The organism is Paracoccus hibiscisoli (assembly GCF_005048265.1).
In the GTDB taxonomy this organism is placed as follows: Bacteria; Pseudomonadota; Alphaproteobacteria; order Rhodobacterales; family Rhodobacteraceae; genus Paracoccus; species Paracoccus hibiscisoli.
The window spans coordinates 101,590-117,594 of sequence record NZ_SUNH01000007.1; the positions used below are offsets into that span (position 1 = coordinate 101,590).

Consider the following 16,005-nt stretch of genomic DNA (forward strand, 5'->3'; position numbering starts at 1 on the left):
GCGCCGGGCACGCGCGGCCGGGCGTCTGCGCAGGGACGGGGCATGCCGGGGATTTGTCTGTCGCCCGCCCCGAAACGCGCTATGCTGGGGCATCCGCTCTCTTTCCGGCGGTCCATCAGGAGTTGAGACATGGCCAAGGGCATGGACAAGCGCAAGCGCGACGAGAAGAAGCCGAAGAAGGAAAAGCCCAAGACAAACGCATCGGCGCCCAGCACCAAGGATGTCGTGTCGAACGCGGTCGCGGCGCGCAAGAAGTAATCGGCGCAGTGCGGGTCGATGGTGGCCCGTGAGAGATTCGAACTCCCGACCGGCCCGGTGTAAACGGGACGCTCTACCACTGAGCTAACGGGCCAACCCGGCGGGACTAAACCCCCGCCGCGCCGGGTTTGCAAGCCCTGATGCGCGGTCAGATGTCCTGCGGATGGCGCAGCACCGTCTCAGCCCCACCGCGCAGGACATGGACGCCGCCCTGCCGCACCGTCCCGCAGGCCAGATCGGGCAGGTCCAGGACCAGCAGCCGCAGCATGCGCAACGTGATCCCATGCGTGACCACCAGCGTGGGGCCGGTCAGGTCGTCCAAGAACGCCCGGCACCGCGACCGCAGCGCGGCCAGTCCCTCACCTCCGGGGCAGCGGTCGTACCAGTCCAGCGGACCCCCCGCGAACAGGTCGGGATGGGCGCGGCGCAGGTCATGCTCCAACGCGCCGGACCAGTGGCCGACGCAGATCTCGGCCAGGCGGGGATCGTGGGGGACGGCTGCGCCGAACGCGAGCCGCGCGGTCTGATCGGCCCGGCCAAGCGGGCTGGACAGGCGCGCGCCCGCGACGCCGCGCGTCAGATCGCCCAGCCATGCCGCCTGCTGCCGGCCCCGCGCCGTCAGGGGCGAATCGCCGCGACCCTGCAGGCGACCCTCAATGTTCCAGGCGGTCTCTCCGTGGCGCATCAGATAGAGGTCGGGGTGGCGGCGCATCACCCCCGCCCGTCGTCGCGACGCGCCTGCCGCCAGCGTTGCAGCGGCAGCTGCGGATCGCCCGGCCCCGCGCCGCCCGTCTTTGGCACCGCCACCCGCTGCGCGCCATAGATCGAGCCGTGGCCCGAGGCCGCATAGGCCGTGAAACAGCCGATGGCCAGGGGCACCGCGTGGGTGGCGCCGAACAGCTCGATCCCCATGACGACGCAGGCCAGGGGGGTGTTCGTGGCCCCCGCAAAGACCGCGACAAAGCCGATCGCCGCCATTAGGTCCGTCGGCACCCCCATCAGCGACCCGAGCGCCACGCCAAGCCCCGCGCCGATGAAGAACAGCGGCGTCACCTCTCCGCCTTTGAAGCCCGCGGACAGGGTGATGACCGTGAACAAGAATTTCCAGAACCAGCTGGTGTAATCGGCCTGACCCGGCTGCAGGAAGCCTGACAGAGTCGGATCGCCGGGGATCGCGCTCCAGACGCCCAGGCCCAGATAGGCCCGCGTATCCAGCGCATGGACCAGCGCCAGGATCAGCACACCCGCGATGACCGGGCGCAGCGGCGCATAGGGCACAAAGCGCGTCCACAGCGCCGTCAGCCCGTGCGACGCCTCGGCAAAGGCCCGCGCGCAGAGGCCAAAGACCAGCCCCGCCACCGCCACCTTGGCCAGCAGCAGCAGGTCCACGCCGAACCAGCCCGCCACATCGGTGGGGATGAAACTGATCTGGTAATGCACATGGCCCACGCCCCAGGCCAGCACCGTCCAGTCGCCCACCAGCGCCGCGACCAGCGCGGGCAGCAGGGCGTCATACTGGATGCGGCCGATCATCAGCACCTCCAGCGCAAAGATCGCGCCTGCCAGCGGCGTGCCGAAGACCGCGCCGAACCCCGCCGCGATCCCGCAGATCAGCAGGATGCGCAGCGAGGCCGGGTCCAGCGCCAGCCGCCGCCCCAGCCCCCCGGCCAGCGCGCCGCCGATCTGCACGGCCGTCCCCTCGCGCCCCGCCGATCCGCCGACCAGATGGGTCAGCACGGTCGAGACCAGGATGAACGGCGCCATGCGCAGGGGCACGCCGCCGCCGGGCTGGTGGATCTCATCGACGATCAGGTTGTTGCCGGCCCCAGAGGTGCCGCCAAAGCGCTGATAGGCCCAGACCATCGCAAAGCCCGCCACCGGCATCAGCCAGATCAGCCAAGGCAGGTCGAACCGCGCCTGCGTCGCGCGCTCCAGCGCCCACAGGAACAGGGCGACCGCCGAGCCGATGGCCATGGCCAGGGGCAGCAGCAGCGCCAGCCAGAAGGCCGTCCGCCGGGCCTTGCGCCATTGGCGGCGCAGCATCGCGTGATTGGGCATGGATCGACCTCCTGCGGAGCCGTGACCGCGGCGCGCGGTGTCGTCAGTCCTAGCCCAGCCACGGACGGGTGCAACCCCCCGCGGCCGCCCGGGTCAAGGGGCCGGTTGCGCCTCGGCCACGGCCAGATGCGCCAGGCGCAGGGCCGCGTCGCGGTCAGCGGCCACCGCGATAAAGCGCGCATTGTGGCAGAACCGCGCGCCCGACACGCCCGACGCAGCCTCCAGCGCGGCATCGGTCAGCCCGGCCCAAGCTGCGGGCAGATCTGCGCGCAGGGCAAAGCCCTCTGCGTCGCGGCGGATGCCGGTCACGCACCAGTCGGTGTCGCGCGGGCTGACCACGAACAGCAGGTGATCGGCGCCCGCCTTGTCAATGGCACCCCGGAACGGCATCCCCATCGGCAGCTCCAGCACCGCGCCCGTCCCGGCGGCGGCGATGGCCTGCAGGACGACCCCCTCGGCGCGCCGCTTGGCCGCCTTGCGCGCAAGGGCCGCCTCGACAAAGGCGCGGGCGATGGTCAGCGCGCGGTCAAAGGCGCGATCCTCGGCCTCCGGGTCGCGGTCGTCGAACACCGGCTTGAGGCTCTCCAACAGCAGCGGCAGGGACAGGTCGGCCAGCGGCCCCTCGGGCGACAGCGCGCCGTTGTCCACCAGATCGATGGGCAGGACGAAATCGGCGTCGAAGCCCGCATGGATCGACGCGACGTGATCCTCCGGGACGGCCAGCGCCCGCAGATAGTCCTGCCCGAACTGCTGCCAGATCAGACCGAAGCTGCTGTAGGGCTGCCCATCCGCGCGCAGCGGCGGGTTCTTCTGGTGGTGATCAAAGATCAGCCGCGCGGGGTCGTGGTCGCGCCCCACATCATAGATCACCCGGTCCGGCGCGGGCGTGATCCAGTCGGCGTCGCGCGTACGGATGATGCGGGCATCGGGAAACAGCCGCGTCAGGATGACCGAGGACAGCAGTTCGTCGGCGTGAAAGCCCCCGGAATGGGTGACAAGATGGGTGATGGTCATGCGCGCCTTCCGACATGCAGAGGGCCGCCCGAAGGCGGCCGGGACAGGGTCGCAGCCCATCGCCACGGCGGCGTCAGGCGTGGGGCGGGGTCAGTGGGTCCAGGGCGCCCGGCGGTCGGTGGCAAAGTTTTCGCCATAGCCGCGGGGGCGGACGTTCTGGGCGCGGCGGTGCGGCTCCTGGACGATGAACTCCAGGCCATGCTCGCGCGCGTAATCCTCGGCCTGCTTGCGGGTGTCAAAGCGCAGGCGGACCTGGCTCTGGGTGTCGCGGCTGCTGGTCCAGCCCATCAGCGGATCGACCTCGCGCGCGTCCGAGGGCGGGAATTCCAGCACCCAGCCCTTGGTCTTGGCGGTGCCGGATTGCATCGCGGTGCGGGCGGGCTGGTAAATGCGGACGATCATGGGATATCCTTCGGAATGGCCTGCAGGCTGTATCGCCAAATCTGGCGGGCGGATCAAGCCCCGCCAGCATCGCCCCTGCCGGAACCGCAACGCGCTTGGCAGGTTCCGTTGCCAGCACCACCCCTTTGCCACGAGAGAGGCGCCTCCATGACAGCCACCCCCCGCCCTACCCTGCGCGTCACGCTGATCGGCGCGTCGCTGCTGACCCTCGCCCTGGGGGCCTGCGGCGCAAGCCCCTATACGGTCGATGGCGCGCAATGCAGCCCCGAACGCCACCAAGCCCTGGTCGGCCGCAACATCGGAGAGGTTCTGCTGCCCCCCAACCTGCGCAAGCGCGAGGTCGGCCCCGAGCGCGTGATGACGCGCGATTTCAACCCCGCGCGCCTGACCATGTTCCTGGATGCCAAGGGCTGGATCACCGGCATCGCCTGCGGTTAACGCCCGCGCTTGGACCGCTTGTTGCCTCCGCGCTGCCCCGCGCGCCCGGCGGTCGAGCGGCCCGATGACTTGACGGCGGCCTCGGCGGCCTCCTCGATCACCGACTGGCGCGCCATCGGATCGTCCGAGATCGCCAGGTCCACCGCCTCCAGCCGCTTGACCTCGTCGCGCAGGCGGGCTGCCTCCTCGAACTCCAGGTTCTCGGCGGCCTTGCGCATCTGGGTGCGCATCGCGTCCAGATGGGCGGCCAGGTTCGCGCCCACCATCGGCTTGTCCACGCGGGTCGTGATGCGCGACTGATCGGTATCCCCTGCCCACAAACCTGCCAGAACATCCTCGACGTTCTTGCGGACGGTCTGGGGGGTGATGCCGTGCAGCTCGTTATAGGCGATCTGCTTTTCACGGCGACGTTCCGTTTCCGCCATGGCGCGTTCCATGCTGCCGGTGATGCGGTCGGCATACATGATGACGCGACCGTCCTCGTTCCGGGCGGCACGACCGATGGTCTGGATCAGCGAGGTCTCGGACCGCAGAAAGCCTTCCTTGTCGGCGTCCAGGATGGCGACCAGCCCGCATTCGGGAATGTCCAACCCCTCGCGCAGCAGGTTGATGCCCACCAGCACGTCGAAGGCGCCAAGGCGCAGGTCGCGCAGGATCTCGATCCGCTCGATCGTGTCGATGTCGCTGTGCATGTAGCGGATCTTGATGCCCTGTTCGTGCAGATATTCGGTCAGATCCTCGGCCATGCGCTTAGTCAGCGTCGTCACCAGCGTGCGGTATCCGGCGGCGGTGACGCGGCGCACCTCGTCCAGCAGGTCGTCCACCTGCATCTCGACGGGCCTGATCTCGATCCTGGGGTCCAGCAGGCCGGTGGGGCGGATGATCTGCTCGGTAAAGACGCCGCCGGTCTGGTCCATCTCCCACTGCGCGGGCGTGGCCGACACGAATACGGACTGGGGCCGCATCGCATCCCATTCCTCGAACTTCAGGGGGCGGTTGTCCATGCAGGACGGCAGGCGGAAGCCGTGTTCCGCCAGCGTGAACTTGCGCCGGAAGTCGCCCCGGTACATGCCCCCGATCTGCGGCACACTGACGTGCGATTCGTCCGCGAACACGATGGCATTGTCAGGGATAAATTCAAACAGCGTGGGGGGCGGTTCACCCGGCGCGCGCCCGGTCAGATAGCGGCTGTAGTTCTCGATGCCGTTGCAGACGCCGGTGGCCTCCAGCATCTCGATGTCAAAGGCCGTGCGCTGTTCCAGACGTTGCGCCTCCAGCAGCTTGCCCTCTTCGGTCAGCTGCTTCAGGCGCATGGCCAGTTCCTGCTTGATGCCCTTGATGGCCTGCTGCAGCGTCGGGCGCGGCGTCACATAGTGGCTGCTGGCATAGATGCGGATCTGCTTGAAGCTGTCGGTCTTGACCCCGGTCAGCGGATCGAATTCGGTGATCGCCTCCAGCTCGTTGCCGAAGAAGTCGAACCGCCAGGCGCGGTCCTCAAGGTGGGCGGGCCAGACCTCGACCAGATCGCCGCGCACGCGGAAGGCGCCGCGCTGAAAGCTGGTGTCCAGGCGCTTGTACTGCTGCGCCACCAGCTGGCCCAGGAATTCGCGCTGGTCATAGCTGTCGCCCACGACCATATCCTGGGTCATCGCCGAATAGGTCTCGACCGAGCCGATGCCATAGATGCAGCTGACCGATGCCACGATGATGACGTCGTCGCGCTCCAGCAGCGCCCGGGTGGCGCTGTGGCGCATCCGGTCGATGGCCTCGTTGATCTGCGATTCTTTCTCGATATAGGTATCGCTGCGGGCCACATAGGCCTCGGGCTGATAGTAATCGTAGTAGCTGACAAAGTACTCGACCGCGTTCTCGGGGAAGAAGCCCTTGAATTCGCCGTAAAGCTGGGCGGCCAGCGTCTTGTTGGGGGCCAGGATGATCGCGGGGCGCTGCGTCTCCTCGATGATCTTGGCCATGGTGAAGGTCTTGCCGGTGCCTGTCGCGCCCAGCAGCACCTGGTCACGCTCGCCCGCGGCGACGCCCGCGACCAGCTCCTTGATCGCGGTGGGCTGATCGCCCGCGGGGGCGAATTCGCTGTGCAGGACAAAACGCTTCCCGCCCTCAAGCTTGGGGCGGGTCACTTCGATGGGACGCGCGACGGGCGCGTTGGTGTTGTTGTGACCCATGGGGTTCCTGATCCGTTCGGCTTGCCCCCAAGATGTGTCGCAAGCCGTCCGGTTTCAACCGCGTTTCAGGCGCGAGGGTTGAAGTTCCGCCCAGCCCTCGCCGCCCGACATCTCATCGGCCAGGATTTCCGCCGTGACCGGCCCCAGGGTGAACCCCTGGTGGCCGTGCCCGAAATGCGCCCACAGGTTCGGCTGGTCCGGCACGCGGCCCACCACGGGCAGCATGTCGGGCATGCAGGGGCGACGCCCGGTCCAGGGCTCGGCCTCGACCGGGGCGCCGATGTCGAACAGCTCGCGCGCGGCCTTTTCGCCGTGGCGCAGCTGCGGGGGCGACAGGCGCGGATGGGGGGTCAGCTCGGCCGCGGTGGCGATGCGCAGGCCCCGCCGCATGGGCGACATCACGACCGAATTGCCGAAATCGGCGATCGGGTGATGGGGCGGCAGCTCCATGTGGTAATGTTTGTGATAGCCGCGCTTGAACACCATCGGCACCTTGAGCCCGAAGCGCTGCGTCAGCATCGGCGACCACGGCCCAAGCGCGATCACCGCGTGTTCGCCCACCGCCTCGTCCGCGCGCCAGCCCGCGCCGTGGCGGTGCAGATCGCCCGCATCGCCATTGACGATACGCCCGCCATTCTTCTGAAACAGCGCGGCATAGCTGGCCACCAGGCCGCCCGGATCGGCGCAGTTCCAGCTGTCGGACCAATGGGTCGCGCCCTCGACCTCGATGCGGATCGACGGCTCCATCGCGCGCAGCTCGGCCCCGGTCATCAGGCGGGCCTGCACGCCAAATTCGGTCGCGAAGCGTTCCGCAGTCTGGCGGGCCTTGTCCATGCGGGCGGGGGTGCGGTGGATCTCGATATAGCCGTTGCGGCGGATGATGTTATCCGCGCCCGCGGCGGCGATCAGGGGTCCGTGCCGGTCGGTCGACTGTCGGATCAGCTTGCCCCAGGTCACCGACGCCCGCTTATGCGCGGCGGGCCGCGAATTCCACGCATAGGTCGCGACCGCGCCCAGCTGCGAGATCAGTCCCGCAGGCGTCCATTTCACGTCATAGCCGCGCCCAAGCGCAATCTGGAACAGCGCGCCGGGCGACAGGGGCATTGCGTAAGGCTCGACCGCCTCGGTCTGGATCAGGCCGGCATTGCCATAGCTGGTCTCGCGTCCCGGCACACCGCGCTCGATGATGGTAACGTCATGCCCGCGCGCCTGCAGCGCCAATCCGGTCGAGACCCCGACCATGCCCGCACCCAGAACCAGAACCTCGGCCATTGCCGCCCCCATCGCTGATGATGGGTCAGGGATGCAGACATTCCCGGCGTCGGGCAAGAATTATCGGGCAATCTTCGGCGACCGCCCGAATCTTTGCAAGATTCAGGCGAAAAGCTCGCGGCAGAAGGTCAAACCTTCGATCAGCGCGTCGACTTCTGCCTGCGTGTTGTACATCGCGAAACTGGCGCGGGCGGTGGCGTTCAGGCCCAGGTGCTCCATCAGGGGCATGGCGCAATGCGCGCCCGCCCGCACGGCGATTCCCTTCTTGTCGAGGATGGTCGAAATATCATGCGCATGCGCGCCTTCCATCGTCATGGAAAAGATCGCGCCCTTGTCCGCCGCATCGCCCTGGACCTGCAACCAGTTCAGTTCGCGCAGGCGACCGCGCGCGTAATCGCGCAAGGCGCGTTCATGCGCGGCGATGTTCTCCATCCCCAGGGACATCATGTATTCCAGCGCGACGCCCAGGCCGATCTGGTTGACGATGCCGGGCGTGCCCGCCTCGAACCGCAGGGGGCCGTCGTTATAGGTGACGGTGTCGCGCGACACGGTGCGGATCATGTCGCCACCGCCCAGAAAGGGGCGCATCTCGGCCTGACGGTCCGCCCTGATCCAGATCGCGCCCGACCCCGAGGGGCCATACAGCTTGTGCCCGGTCACGCAGTAGAAATCCGCGCCAAGCGTGGACAGGTCCACCGGCATGTGGACCGCCGCCTGAGACCCGTCGACCACCATCGGCAGATCGGTGCCCTTTCGGATCGCGGCGATGTCCACGACCGTACCGGTCACGTTCGACATATGCGTCAGCGCCAGCATCCGGGTGCGCGGCGTGATCGCGGCCAGCACCTTTTCCGGCGGCAGGCTGCCATCCTCCTCGGGTTCTACCCATTTCAGCACCACGCCCTGACGTTCGCGCAGGAAATGCCACGGCACGATATTGGCGTGATGTTCCAGCAGGGACAGCACGATCTCGTCGCCCGCCTGCAGGCGCGGGGCGGCCCAGCCATAGCTGACCAGGTTCAGCGCCTCGGTCGAGCCGGAGGTGAAGATGATCTCGCTCTCGGGCGCGTTCAGGAAGCGCGCGATGATCCCCCGCACGCGCTCATAGTTCTCGGTCGCCAGATTCGACAGGAAATGCAGGCCGCGATGGACGTTGGCATATTCGCCTTCATAGGCGTGGCTGATCGCGTCGATCACCACCTGGGGTTTCTGCGCGCTGGCGCCGTTGTCCAGATAGACCAGGGGGCGGCCGTTCACCTGCCGCGACAGGATCGGAAAGTCGGCGCGGACAGCATCGACGTCGAAACTCATTGCGGCATCTCCGGCATGAGGCCAAGCGCGGCCATGAAGAAGGACAGGACGAACCCCATCGCCATCAGCGTGCCGAACATCACCAGCAGCACCTTGGGGCCGCTGGTAAAGCCGTGCAGCGCCTTGGTGAACTGGACGGTCAGCCACAAAAACAGCGCGATGGCCAAGATGCCCAGAATGCCCGCCAACGGCGGCAGGATCAGCGACACGACGATCTGGGCGGCCTGCACGATCAGCAGCATGGCCTCGATCCAGACGGCCAGCAGCAGCGCGTCCTCGAACCGGCCATGGCCGCCGAACATGCGCCCGACGCCCGCCATCAGCCCCGCGCCCAGCACGATGGCGACCAGCTGCATCCCCGCCAGGACCAGCGGCTGGCCCGCGATGGGCAGGATCGTGGCCTGACCCTCAGGCACCGGGAACAGCAGGGTCGACACGAAAGCCAGCACGCCTGACAGAGACACCGCCAGGACCAGCGCCATCCAGCGGACCTGCATCGGCCAGCCCTGCCCGATCAGCCAACGGGCCGCCTGTTCGGGGTTGCGCAGCGTCTGGCGCGCCAGCGCCTTGAAGTCGTCGAAGGTCATGAGCGTCTCGCCAGCGCCGCGATCCCGGCGCCCCAGATGAACAGAAATCCCACGCCCGCCACCGTGCGGGTCAGGGTCAGCGCCGGGGACGGGCCGATCAGCCCCGCCACCATCCCGGACAGCAATGTCGCGGGCGCCACCGCCAGCAGCGCCCAGAACAGCGCCAGCCGCGCGTGCCGCGGCTCCAGCCGCCAGGGCGTCAGGCGGGACAGCAGACCCGTCACCCCTGCCACGGCATAGGCCAGCAGCGGCATCATGAATACGGTCCCCAAAGCCGCACCCCCGACCCGCGCGTCCAGCGGGATGGAGGGGTCCAGCTGGGCTGCGCGCGCCAGACCCGGCCCCTGCCCGATCAGCGTGATCAGCATCGCCAGCATCAGCACGACCAGTTGCACGCTGTCCGGCATGGCCTGCAGGCCCCGCACCACCCGGCGCGGGGCCCACCAGCTTTCCAGCACGCGCAGCACCATGCCGCCGCGTGGGCGCCCTAGCCCCGCGGGCGGTCGGTCAGCCACGCGTCCAGCCGTTCGTTGATCTCGTCGCGCAGGGTCTCATCCTCGACCTCCTCCAGGGCGTCGGCCAGGAAGGACAGCACCAGGAACACGATCGCCCGCTCATGCGGCACCCCGCGAGAGCGCAGGTAGAACAGCGCATCCTCGTCGATCGCCCCGGTGGTCGAGCCGTGAGAGCATTTCACGTCATCGGCATAGATCTCCAGCTCGGGCTTGGCCAGGAACTGGCTGGCCTCGTCCAGCAACAGCGCCTGGCTGATCTGATAGCCATCGGTCTTCTGCGCGCCGTTCTTGACCAGGATCTTGCCCTGGAACACGCCGACCGCGCCGTTCTTCAGCACCTTCTTGAACACCTGGCGGCTTTCGCCGCGCAGCGCGCCATGGGTGATAAAGACCGTGTCGTCGTGATGGAAGGGCCCCACATTGCCGTCGCCCAGAACCGCCGCCGCGACATGGGCCACCGCGTCGTCGCCGACCATGTCCACGATCGCCTCGTGCCGCATGGTCGTGCCGTTCACGACCAGCGCGAAACTTTTCAGCACCGCCTCGGCGCCCACGCGGGCGAACAGATGCGACAGTCCGACCTTGGGGTCGTTGGCCCGCTTGGCGGTGATGTGGTGCAGTTTGGCGCCTTGGGCAAGATCGGCCTCGATCACGCCGTTCGACCGCGCGCCCACCACGCCGCTTTCCAGCAGCGTCAGCTCGGCCCCGGATTCGACCCGGATGACATGGTGCCAGACGGCGTCAGCGCCCTCCGACCCGCGCCGGTGCAGCACATGCACGGGTTTCGCGGGCTTGCCCGTCACGCGGATCAGCAGCCCGTCGCGGGCGGCGGCGGTGTTCAGCGTGGCAAAGGGGCGGCTGACCGGACTCTGCCCCGCCAGCTCCAGCGCGCCATACAGATCGGCGGCCCAATGCGAACCGGCCTGATCGGCCTGCGCCAAGGTGGTGATCTCGACCCCCTCCAGCGACAGATCGTCGGACGCCGCGGCATCGAACAGCCCGTCGACAAAGACCAGGGTCAGCTTGTCGCGCGCCGCGAACAGCGGCGATTCCGGGCCGCCATCGACCGGCAGGGCCTGCGGGCTGGCGGCGGTGAAGGGACGCGGATCGGTATAGCGCCAGTATTCGTCACGCGGACCGGGCAGCCCGGCGGCGCGCAGACGCGACAGCGCATCGGCCCGCGCCCGGGCCGAGAACCCGCCCTGTGGCAGATCCAGCTGCGCCAGACGCGCATCCAGCGCCCCGGCGGGCCGCGCCGTGCCGCTGACCTGCGGGGTTTGCAATTCCTGAACGGCGGATTCGGACATCAGCCGGCCTCCGCCAGAAGATCGCCATAGCCGTTCTCTTCGACTTCCAGCGCCAGGTCGGGGCCGCCCGACTTGATGATGCGGCCATTGGCCATGATGTGCACGACATCGGGCTGGATGTGGCTCAGCAGGCGCTGATAGTGGGTGATAACCAGAAAGCTGCGGTCCGGGCTGCGCAGCGCGTTCACGCCATCGCTGACCAGGCGCATCGCGTCCACGTCCAGACCCGAATCGGTCTCGTCCATGATGCACATGCGCGGCTCCAGCATGGCCATCTGCAGGATCTCGTTGCGCTTCTTCTCGCCGCCCGAAAAGCCCACATTGACCGGGCGCTTGAGCATGTCGGGGCTGATCTGCAGATCGGCGGCCTTGGCGCGGACCACCTTCAGGAACTCTCCGGCGGTCAGCTCGGCCTCGCCGCGCGCCTTGCGCTGTGCGTTCACGGCGGTGCGCAGGAAGGTCATGTTGCCGACGCCGGGAATTTCGACCGGATACTGGAACGCCAGGAACAGGCCTGCGGCGGCACGCTCCTCGGGCTCCATGTCCAGCAGGCTTGCACCCTCCAGCGTGGCGCTGCCCTCGGTGACCTCGTAGCCGTCGCGGCCCGACAGGACATAGGACAGGGTGGACTTGCCCGACCCGTTCGGACCCATGATGGCATGGACCTCTCCGGCGGGAACCTCCAGGGTCAGACCCTTCAGGATCTGCTTGTCCTCTTCCTCAAGTTTGACGTGCAGGTTGTTGATTTTCAGCATATTTCCCTCAAACGGCAAAGGCGCCACCGGGGCGCCGCATCTATGGTGGCCGGGCCCCCTGGCCCGGCCGGAATATCAGCCCACCGAGCCTTCCAGCGAGATCGCGACCAGCGCCTGCGCCTCCATGGCGAATTCCATGGGCAGCGCCTGCAGAACCTCGCGGCAGAACCCGTTGACGACCAGCGCCACGGCCTCTTCCTCGTCCATCCCGCGCGAGCGGCAATAGAACAGCTGGTCGTCATCGACCTTGCTGGTCGTGGCCTCGTGCTCGACCCGGCTGGAGGTGTTCTTGACCTCGATATAGGGCACCGTATGCGCGCCGCATTTGTCGCCGATCAGCAGGCTATCGCATTGCGTATAGTTCCGGCTGTTGGTGGCGCGCGGATGCATGGTCACCAGGCCGCGATAGGTGTTCTGCGCATGACCCGCAGAAATCCCTTTCGAAACAATGCGGGACCGGGTGTTCTTGCCAAGATGGATCATCTTGGTGCCGGTATCCGCCTGCTGGTGGTTGTTCGCAATGGCGATCGAATAGAACTCGCCCTGCGATTCATTCCCGCGCAGGATGCAAGAGGGGTACTTCCAGGTAATCGCCGACCCGGTCTCGACCTGCGTCCACATGACCTTGGCCCGGTCGCCCCGGCAATCGGCACGCTTGGTGACAAAGTTGTAGATGCCGCCCTTGCCGTCCTCGTCGCCGGGGAACCAGTTCTGGACAGTCGAATACTTGATCTCGGCATCTTCCAGAATCACCAGCTCGACGACCGCGGCATGCAGCTGGTTGGTGTCGCGCTTGGGTGCGGTGCAGCCTTCCAGATAGCTGACATGGCTGCCCTTGTCGGCGATGATCAGGGTGCGCTCGAACTGGCCGGTATTCTCCGCGTTGATGCGGAAATAGGTCGACAGCTCCATCGGGCATTTCACGCCCGGCGGGATGTAGACAAAGCTGCCATCCGAAAACACGGCGCTGTTCAGCGTCGCGAAATAGTTGTCCGACTGCGGCACGACCGAGCCCAGGTACCTCTTCACCAGCTCGGGATGCTCGCGGATCGCCTCGCTGATCGAACAGAAGATGACCCCGGCCTTGGCCAGCTCGTCCTTGAAGGTCGTGCCCAGGCTGACGCTGTCAAAGACGGCGTCCACGGCCACGCGGCGACCCTCGGCGGGCGCGTCCTCGGCGCCTTCGACGCCTGCCAGGATCATCTGCTCGCGCAGCGGGATGCCCAGCTTTTCATAGGTCGCCAACAGCTTGGGATCGACCTCATCCAGCGATTTCGGCTTTTCCGTCATGCTGGCCGGGCGGGCGTAGTAATACTGATCCTGATAGTCGATCTCAGGATAGTTCAGCATCGCCCATTTCGGCTCGGTCATGGTGACCCAACGGCGATAGGCTTCCAGCCGCCATTCGGTCATCCATTCCGGCTCGTCGTTCTTCTTCGAGATCAGACGGACGATATCCTCGTTCACGCCCTTGGGGGCGTAGTCCATCTCGATCTCGGTGTTCCAGCCGTATTTGTAGCTGCCCATGTTCTGGACAGTCTCGACCGTTTCCCGGTCAACGCCCTCGCGCACCTCAAGATCGGTGATGTCCGTCATCCTTCTGTCCTTTTCCTCAAATGGCCGCAATCGGTCCATTCCTGTCGCGCCAGCGTGAATACGCCTTTTTCCAGGCATCCGCAAATCGGTTGATCTGATCGCCCCCCACAGCGGGGCTTATCGAGATCCGGATCGCCGATTGCGCAAGCTGATCGTCAAACCCCATCGCCTGCAGCGCTCCGCTGGCCCGGACCTTGCCCGACGAACAGGCCGAGCCGGCCGAGATCGCGAAGCCCGCCAGATCCATCTGCATGACCTGGGTTTCGCCCTTCCATCCCGATGTAAGAAGGCATGTCGTGTTCGGCAAGCGTCGCGCCGCCTTTCCCACGATCACCGCGCCGGGCGCGATGTCGCAGAGCTGTGCCTCCAGCGCGTCGCGCCGCGCAGCGACCTCGTCCCACAGCCCGGCATCCAGATCGCGCTGCGCGGCGGTCGCTGCGGCGGCGAATGCCAGAATGCCGATCAGATTCTCGGTCCCGGCGCGGCGGCCCTGCTCCTGCCCGCCGCCCTTGATCAACGGGGGCAGGTCGGTGCCCTTGCGCAAGATCAGCGCACCGATCCCCTTGGGCCCGCCCAGCTTGTGCGCGCTGACGAAACCCGCCGTGACGCCCAGCCAGTTGAACGCCATCGGCACCTTGCCGAAGGCCTGGGTCAGATCGCTGGAATGCAGCCCCTGCGGCAGGTCCTGCATCACCCCGGTCTCATTATTGGCCAGCTGCAGGCTGGTCCGCGCGGGGTCGGTGACCGTCACGATGCCATCCCCGTCGACCGCCAGATCCGCCTCGCACCAGACTTTGACGGCGCTGTGCTCCACCGGCGCGCAGTGGAACCCGCCCTGCCCCAGCACCATCGCCGCCGCCTCGGTCGCGCCGGCGGTAAAGACCACGTCTGCCCCATCCGCACCCAAAGCCACGGCCAGCTGTTCGCGGGCGCGTTCCAGCGCCATCTTGGCCGCCCGCCCCTCGGTATGGACCGAGGAGGGGTTGCCCGAAATCTCCAGCCCCTCGATGATCGCGGCCTTGACCTCGGCGCGCAGCGGCGTGGTGGCGTTCCAGTCCAGATAGGTTCTCATGCCAGTGCCTCTGCAATGCGCGCGGCCAGCCGGGCCGCGACCGCGTGCTTGTCCATGCGCGGCCAGTCCTCGGGCCCATCTTGGGTGATCAGCGTGACGGCATTGTGGCTGCCGCCCATGATGCCCGTCGCGGGGCTGACATCATTCGCCACGATCCAGTCGCAGCCCTTGCGCAACCGTTTTGCGGTCGCATGCGCCGTCACGTCCTGCGTTTCCGCAGCAAACCCCACGACCAGGCGCGGCCGCCGCGCATCGCGGCTGATCCAGGCCAGGATGTCCGGGTTCTCGGCCATCTGAAGGCTGGGCAGCGCGCCGGTCTTCTTGATCTTCTGGTCGCTGCCGTTCGCGACGCGCCAATCGGCGACCGCTGCCGCCATCACCGCCGCATCGGCGGGCAGCGCCGCCTCGACCGCGTCGCGCATCTGCTGCGCCGTCTCGACCGCGATCACGTCCACGCCCTGCGGCGCGGGCACGGATGCGGGGCCGGTCACGAAACTGACCCGCGCCCCCAGATCGCGCAAAGCCGCCGCAATCGCCGCCCCCTGCGACCCGCTGGAGCGATTGGCGATATAGCGCACCGGGTCGATCGGCTCATGCGTCGGCCCCGAGGTCACGATCACATGCCGCCCCACCAGCGGCCCATCGCTCAGCGCCGCACGGATCGCGGCCAGGATCGCCTCCGGCTCGGCCATACGACCGGGGCCGTATTCGCCGCAGGCCATGTCGCCCTCATCGGGGCCGACGACCAGCACGCCGTCGCCGCGCAGCGTGGCCAGGTTCCGCTGCGTCGCCGGATGGTCCCACATGCGCACATTCATGGCGGGCGCGATCAGCACCCGCTTGTCGGTGGCCAGCAGCAGGGTGGAGGCCAGATCATTCGCCAGCCCCTGCGCCATGCGCGCCATCAAGTCGGCGGTGGCGGGGGCCACGACAACCAGATCGGCCCGACGCGACATCTGGATATGGCCGATCTCGGCCTCGGCGCCCTGATCCCACAGGGTGTCGTGCACCGGCTCTCCGGCCAGCACGGACAGGGTCATGGGCGTGGTGAACTGCGCGCCCGCCGCCGTCAGCACCGGCGTCACAGACGCACCGGCCGCGCGCAGCAGCCGGATCAGCGCCGGCGCCTTGAAGGCCGCGATCCCGCCACCCACGATCAGCAATATCCGCTTGCCCTGCATCACACCCCCATCGGTCCTGCGCCTCAGATAGCGGCGCCGCGCCCCTGCCGCAAGGA

At 67.6% G+C, this 16,005-nt stretch carries 16 protein-coding genes and 1 tRNA gene; 2 read left to right on the plus strand and 15 right to left on the minus strand.

Translation table 11 applies throughout. The features are described 5' to 3' along the window. Positions 1 to 129: 129 nt before the first annotated feature. The gene (locus FA740_RS20325) at positions 130 to 258 is read left to right on the plus strand and encodes a hypothetical protein (protein ID WP_277023548.1); all 129 of its coding nucleotides are present in this window, start codon (positions 130 to 132) and stop codon (positions 256 to 258) included. A 19-nt stretch (positions 259 to 277) separates the two neighbouring features. On the opposite strand, the gene FA740_RS05645 is transcribed toward FA740_RS20325, so the two are convergent. From FA740_RS05645 to FA740_RS05665, 5 genes are all read right to left on the minus strand, one after another. Further along, positions 278 to 352, minus strand: a tRNA-Val gene (locus FA740_RS05645). A gap of 54 nt (positions 353 to 406) precedes the next feature. Next, positions 407 to 970, minus strand: a complete 564-nt coding sequence (locus FA740_RS05650; protein ID WP_136855805.1) for a histidine phosphatase family protein — start codon at positions 968 to 970, stop codon at positions 407 to 409. After that, the gene (locus FA740_RS05655; RefSeq protein ID WP_136855806.1) at positions 970 to 2,316 is read right to left on the minus strand and encodes a voltage-gated chloride channel family protein; all 1,347 of its coding nucleotides are present in this window, start codon (positions 2,314 to 2,316) and stop codon (positions 970 to 972) included. The genes FA740_RS05650 and FA740_RS05655 overlap by 1 nt, the downstream gene beginning before the upstream one ends. Before the next feature lie 93 nt (positions 2,317 to 2,409). After that, complete coding sequence (locus FA740_RS05660) at positions 2,410 to 3,330, minus strand: MYG1 family protein (protein ID WP_136855807.1); 921 nt, start codon at positions 3,328 to 3,330, stop codon at positions 2,410 to 2,412. Between the two features lie 90 nt (positions 3,331 to 3,420). After that, the gene (locus FA740_RS05665) at positions 3,421 to 3,732 is read right to left on the minus strand and encodes an ETC complex I subunit (RefSeq protein WP_136855808.1); all 312 of its coding nucleotides are present in this window, start codon (positions 3,730 to 3,732) and stop codon (positions 3,421 to 3,423) included. Positions 3,733 to 3,879: 147 nt separating this feature from the next. Here FA740_RS05665 and FA740_RS05670 point away from each other — a divergent pair, with 147 nt between their 5' ends. Continuing rightward, positions 3,880 to 4,170 carry an I78 family peptidase inhibitor gene (locus tag FA740_RS05670; protein ID WP_169306227.1) on the plus strand — a complete coding sequence of 97 codons (291 nt, stop codon included), beginning with the start codon at positions 3,880 to 3,882 and terminating at the stop codon, positions 4,168 to 4,170. On the opposite strand, the gene uvrB is transcribed toward FA740_RS05670, so the two are convergent. From uvrB to coaBC, 10 genes are all read right to left on the minus strand, one after another. Continuing rightward, entirely contained in the window at positions 4,167 to 6,353 is a 2,187-nt protein-coding gene (gene uvrB / locus FA740_RS05675; protein ID WP_136855810.1) for an excinuclease ABC subunit UvrB, read from the minus strand. The two genes, FA740_RS05670 and uvrB, sit on opposite strands and share 4 nt — an antisense overlap. A 54-nt stretch (positions 6,354 to 6,407) precedes the next feature. Beyond that, a complete protein-coding gene (locus FA740_RS05680) occupies positions 6,408 to 7,625 on the minus strand; it encodes an NAD(P)/FAD-dependent oxidoreductase (protein WP_136855811.1) in 1,218 nt (405 codons plus the stop codon). Positions 7,626 to 7,727: 102 nt separating this feature from the next. Further along, positions 7,728 to 8,936, minus strand: coding sequence for a cysteine desulfurase (locus tag FA740_RS05685; protein ID WP_136855812.1), 1,209 nt, complete (start codon positions 8,934 to 8,936; stop codon positions 7,728 to 7,730). Next, a complete protein-coding gene (locus FA740_RS05690; protein ID WP_136855813.1) occupies positions 8,933 to 9,523 on the minus strand; it encodes a Yip1 family protein in 591 nt (196 codons plus the stop codon). Before FA740_RS05690 ends, FA740_RS05685 begins: the two co-directional genes overlap by 4 nt. After that, positions 9,520 to 10,038 (minus strand): hypothetical protein, encoded by a 519-nt coding sequence (locus FA740_RS05695; RefSeq protein ID WP_246053479.1) that lies wholly within the window; start codon positions 10,036 to 10,038, stop codon positions 9,520 to 9,522. The genes FA740_RS05690 and FA740_RS05695 overlap by 4 nt, the downstream gene beginning before the upstream one ends. Next, positions 10,011 to 11,345, minus strand: coding sequence for a SufB/SufD family protein (locus FA740_RS05700; RefSeq protein WP_136855814.1), 1,335 nt, complete (start codon positions 11,343 to 11,345; stop codon positions 10,011 to 10,013). The genes FA740_RS05695 and FA740_RS05700 overlap by 28 nt, the downstream gene beginning before the upstream one ends. Next, complete coding sequence (gene sufC, locus FA740_RS05705) at positions 11,345 to 12,100, minus strand: Fe-S cluster assembly ATPase SufC (protein WP_136855815.1); 756 nt, start codon at positions 12,098 to 12,100, stop codon at positions 11,345 to 11,347. Before sufC ends, FA740_RS05700 begins: the two co-directional genes overlap by 1 nt. Positions 12,101 to 12,175: 75 nt before the next feature. Further along, the gene (gene sufB / locus FA740_RS05710; RefSeq protein WP_136855816.1) at positions 12,176 to 13,696 is read right to left on the minus strand and encodes a Fe-S cluster assembly protein SufB; all 1,521 of its coding nucleotides are present in this window, start codon (positions 13,694 to 13,696) and stop codon (positions 12,176 to 12,178) included. 16 nt (positions 13,697 to 13,712) lie between these two features. Beyond that, positions 13,713 to 14,768: a cysteine desulfurase family protein gene (locus tag FA740_RS05715; protein ID WP_136855817.1), complete on the minus strand. Its 1,056-nt coding sequence runs from the start codon at positions 14,766 to 14,768 to the stop codon at positions 13,713 to 13,715. Further along, positions 14,765 to 15,952, minus strand: coding sequence for a bifunctional phosphopantothenoylcysteine decarboxylase/phosphopantothenate--cysteine ligase CoaBC (coaBC, locus tag FA740_RS05720; protein ID WP_136855818.1), 1,188 nt, complete (start codon positions 15,950 to 15,952; stop codon positions 14,765 to 14,767). The genes FA740_RS05715 and coaBC overlap by 4 nt, the downstream gene beginning before the upstream one ends. Positions 15,953 to 16,005 lie beyond the last annotated feature (53 nt).

What these genes read in the sequence shown, in the direction of transcription:
- FA740_RS05650 (WP_136855805.1), bottom strand. Translation starts at nt 970, where the DNA reads ATGCGCCGCCACCCCGACCTCTATCTGATGCGCCACGGAGAGACCGCC.
- FA740_RS05670 (WP_169306227.1), top strand. Translation starts at nt 3,880, where the DNA reads ATGACAGCCACCCCCCGCCCTACCCTGCGCGTCACGCTGATCGGCGCG.
- FA740_RS05655 (WP_136855806.1), bottom strand. Translation starts at nt 2,316, where the DNA reads ATGCCCAATCACGCGATGCTGCGCCGCCAATGGCGCAAGGCCCGGCGG.
- FA740_RS05715 (WP_136855817.1), bottom strand. Translation starts at nt 14,768, where the DNA reads ATGAGAACCTATCTGGACTGGAACGCCACCACGCCGCTGCGCGCCGAG.
- FA740_RS05660 (WP_136855807.1), bottom strand. Translation starts at nt 3,330, where the DNA reads ATGACCATCACCCATCTTGTCACCCATTCCGGGGGCTTTCACGCCGAC.
- FA740_RS20325 (WP_277023548.1), top strand. Translation starts at nt 130, where the DNA reads ATGGCCAAGGGCATGGACAAGCGCAAGCGCGACGAGAAGAAGCCGAAG.
- sufC (WP_136855815.1), bottom strand. Translation starts at nt 12,100, where the DNA reads ATGCTGAAAATCAACAACCTGCACGTCAAACTTGAGGAAGAGGACAAG.
- sufB (WP_136855816.1), bottom strand. Translation starts at nt 13,696, where the DNA reads ATGACGGACATCACCGATCTTGAGGTGCGCGAGGGCGTTGACCGGGAA.
- FA740_RS05665 (WP_136855808.1), bottom strand. Translation starts at nt 3,732, where the DNA reads ATGATCGTCCGCATTTACCAGCCCGCCCGCACCGCGATGCAATCCGGC.
- FA740_RS05690 (WP_136855813.1), bottom strand. Translation starts at nt 9,523, where the DNA reads ATGACCTTCGACGACTTCAAGGCGCTGGCGCGCCAGACGCTGCGCAAC.
- FA740_RS05680 (WP_136855811.1), bottom strand. Translation starts at nt 7,625, where the DNA reads ATGGCCGAGGTTCTGGTTCTGGGTGCGGGCATGGTCGGGGTCTCGACC.
- uvrB (WP_136855810.1), bottom strand. Translation starts at nt 6,353, where the DNA reads ATGGGTCACAACAACACCAACGCGCCCGTCGCGCGTCCCATCGAAGTG.
- FA740_RS05700 (WP_136855814.1), bottom strand. Translation starts at nt 11,345, where the DNA reads ATGTCCGAATCCGCCGTTCAGGAATTGCAAACCCCGCAGGTCAGCGGC.
- FA740_RS05685 (WP_136855812.1), bottom strand. Translation starts at nt 8,936, where the DNA reads ATGAGTTTCGACGTCGATGCTGTCCGCGCCGACTTTCCGATCCTGTCG.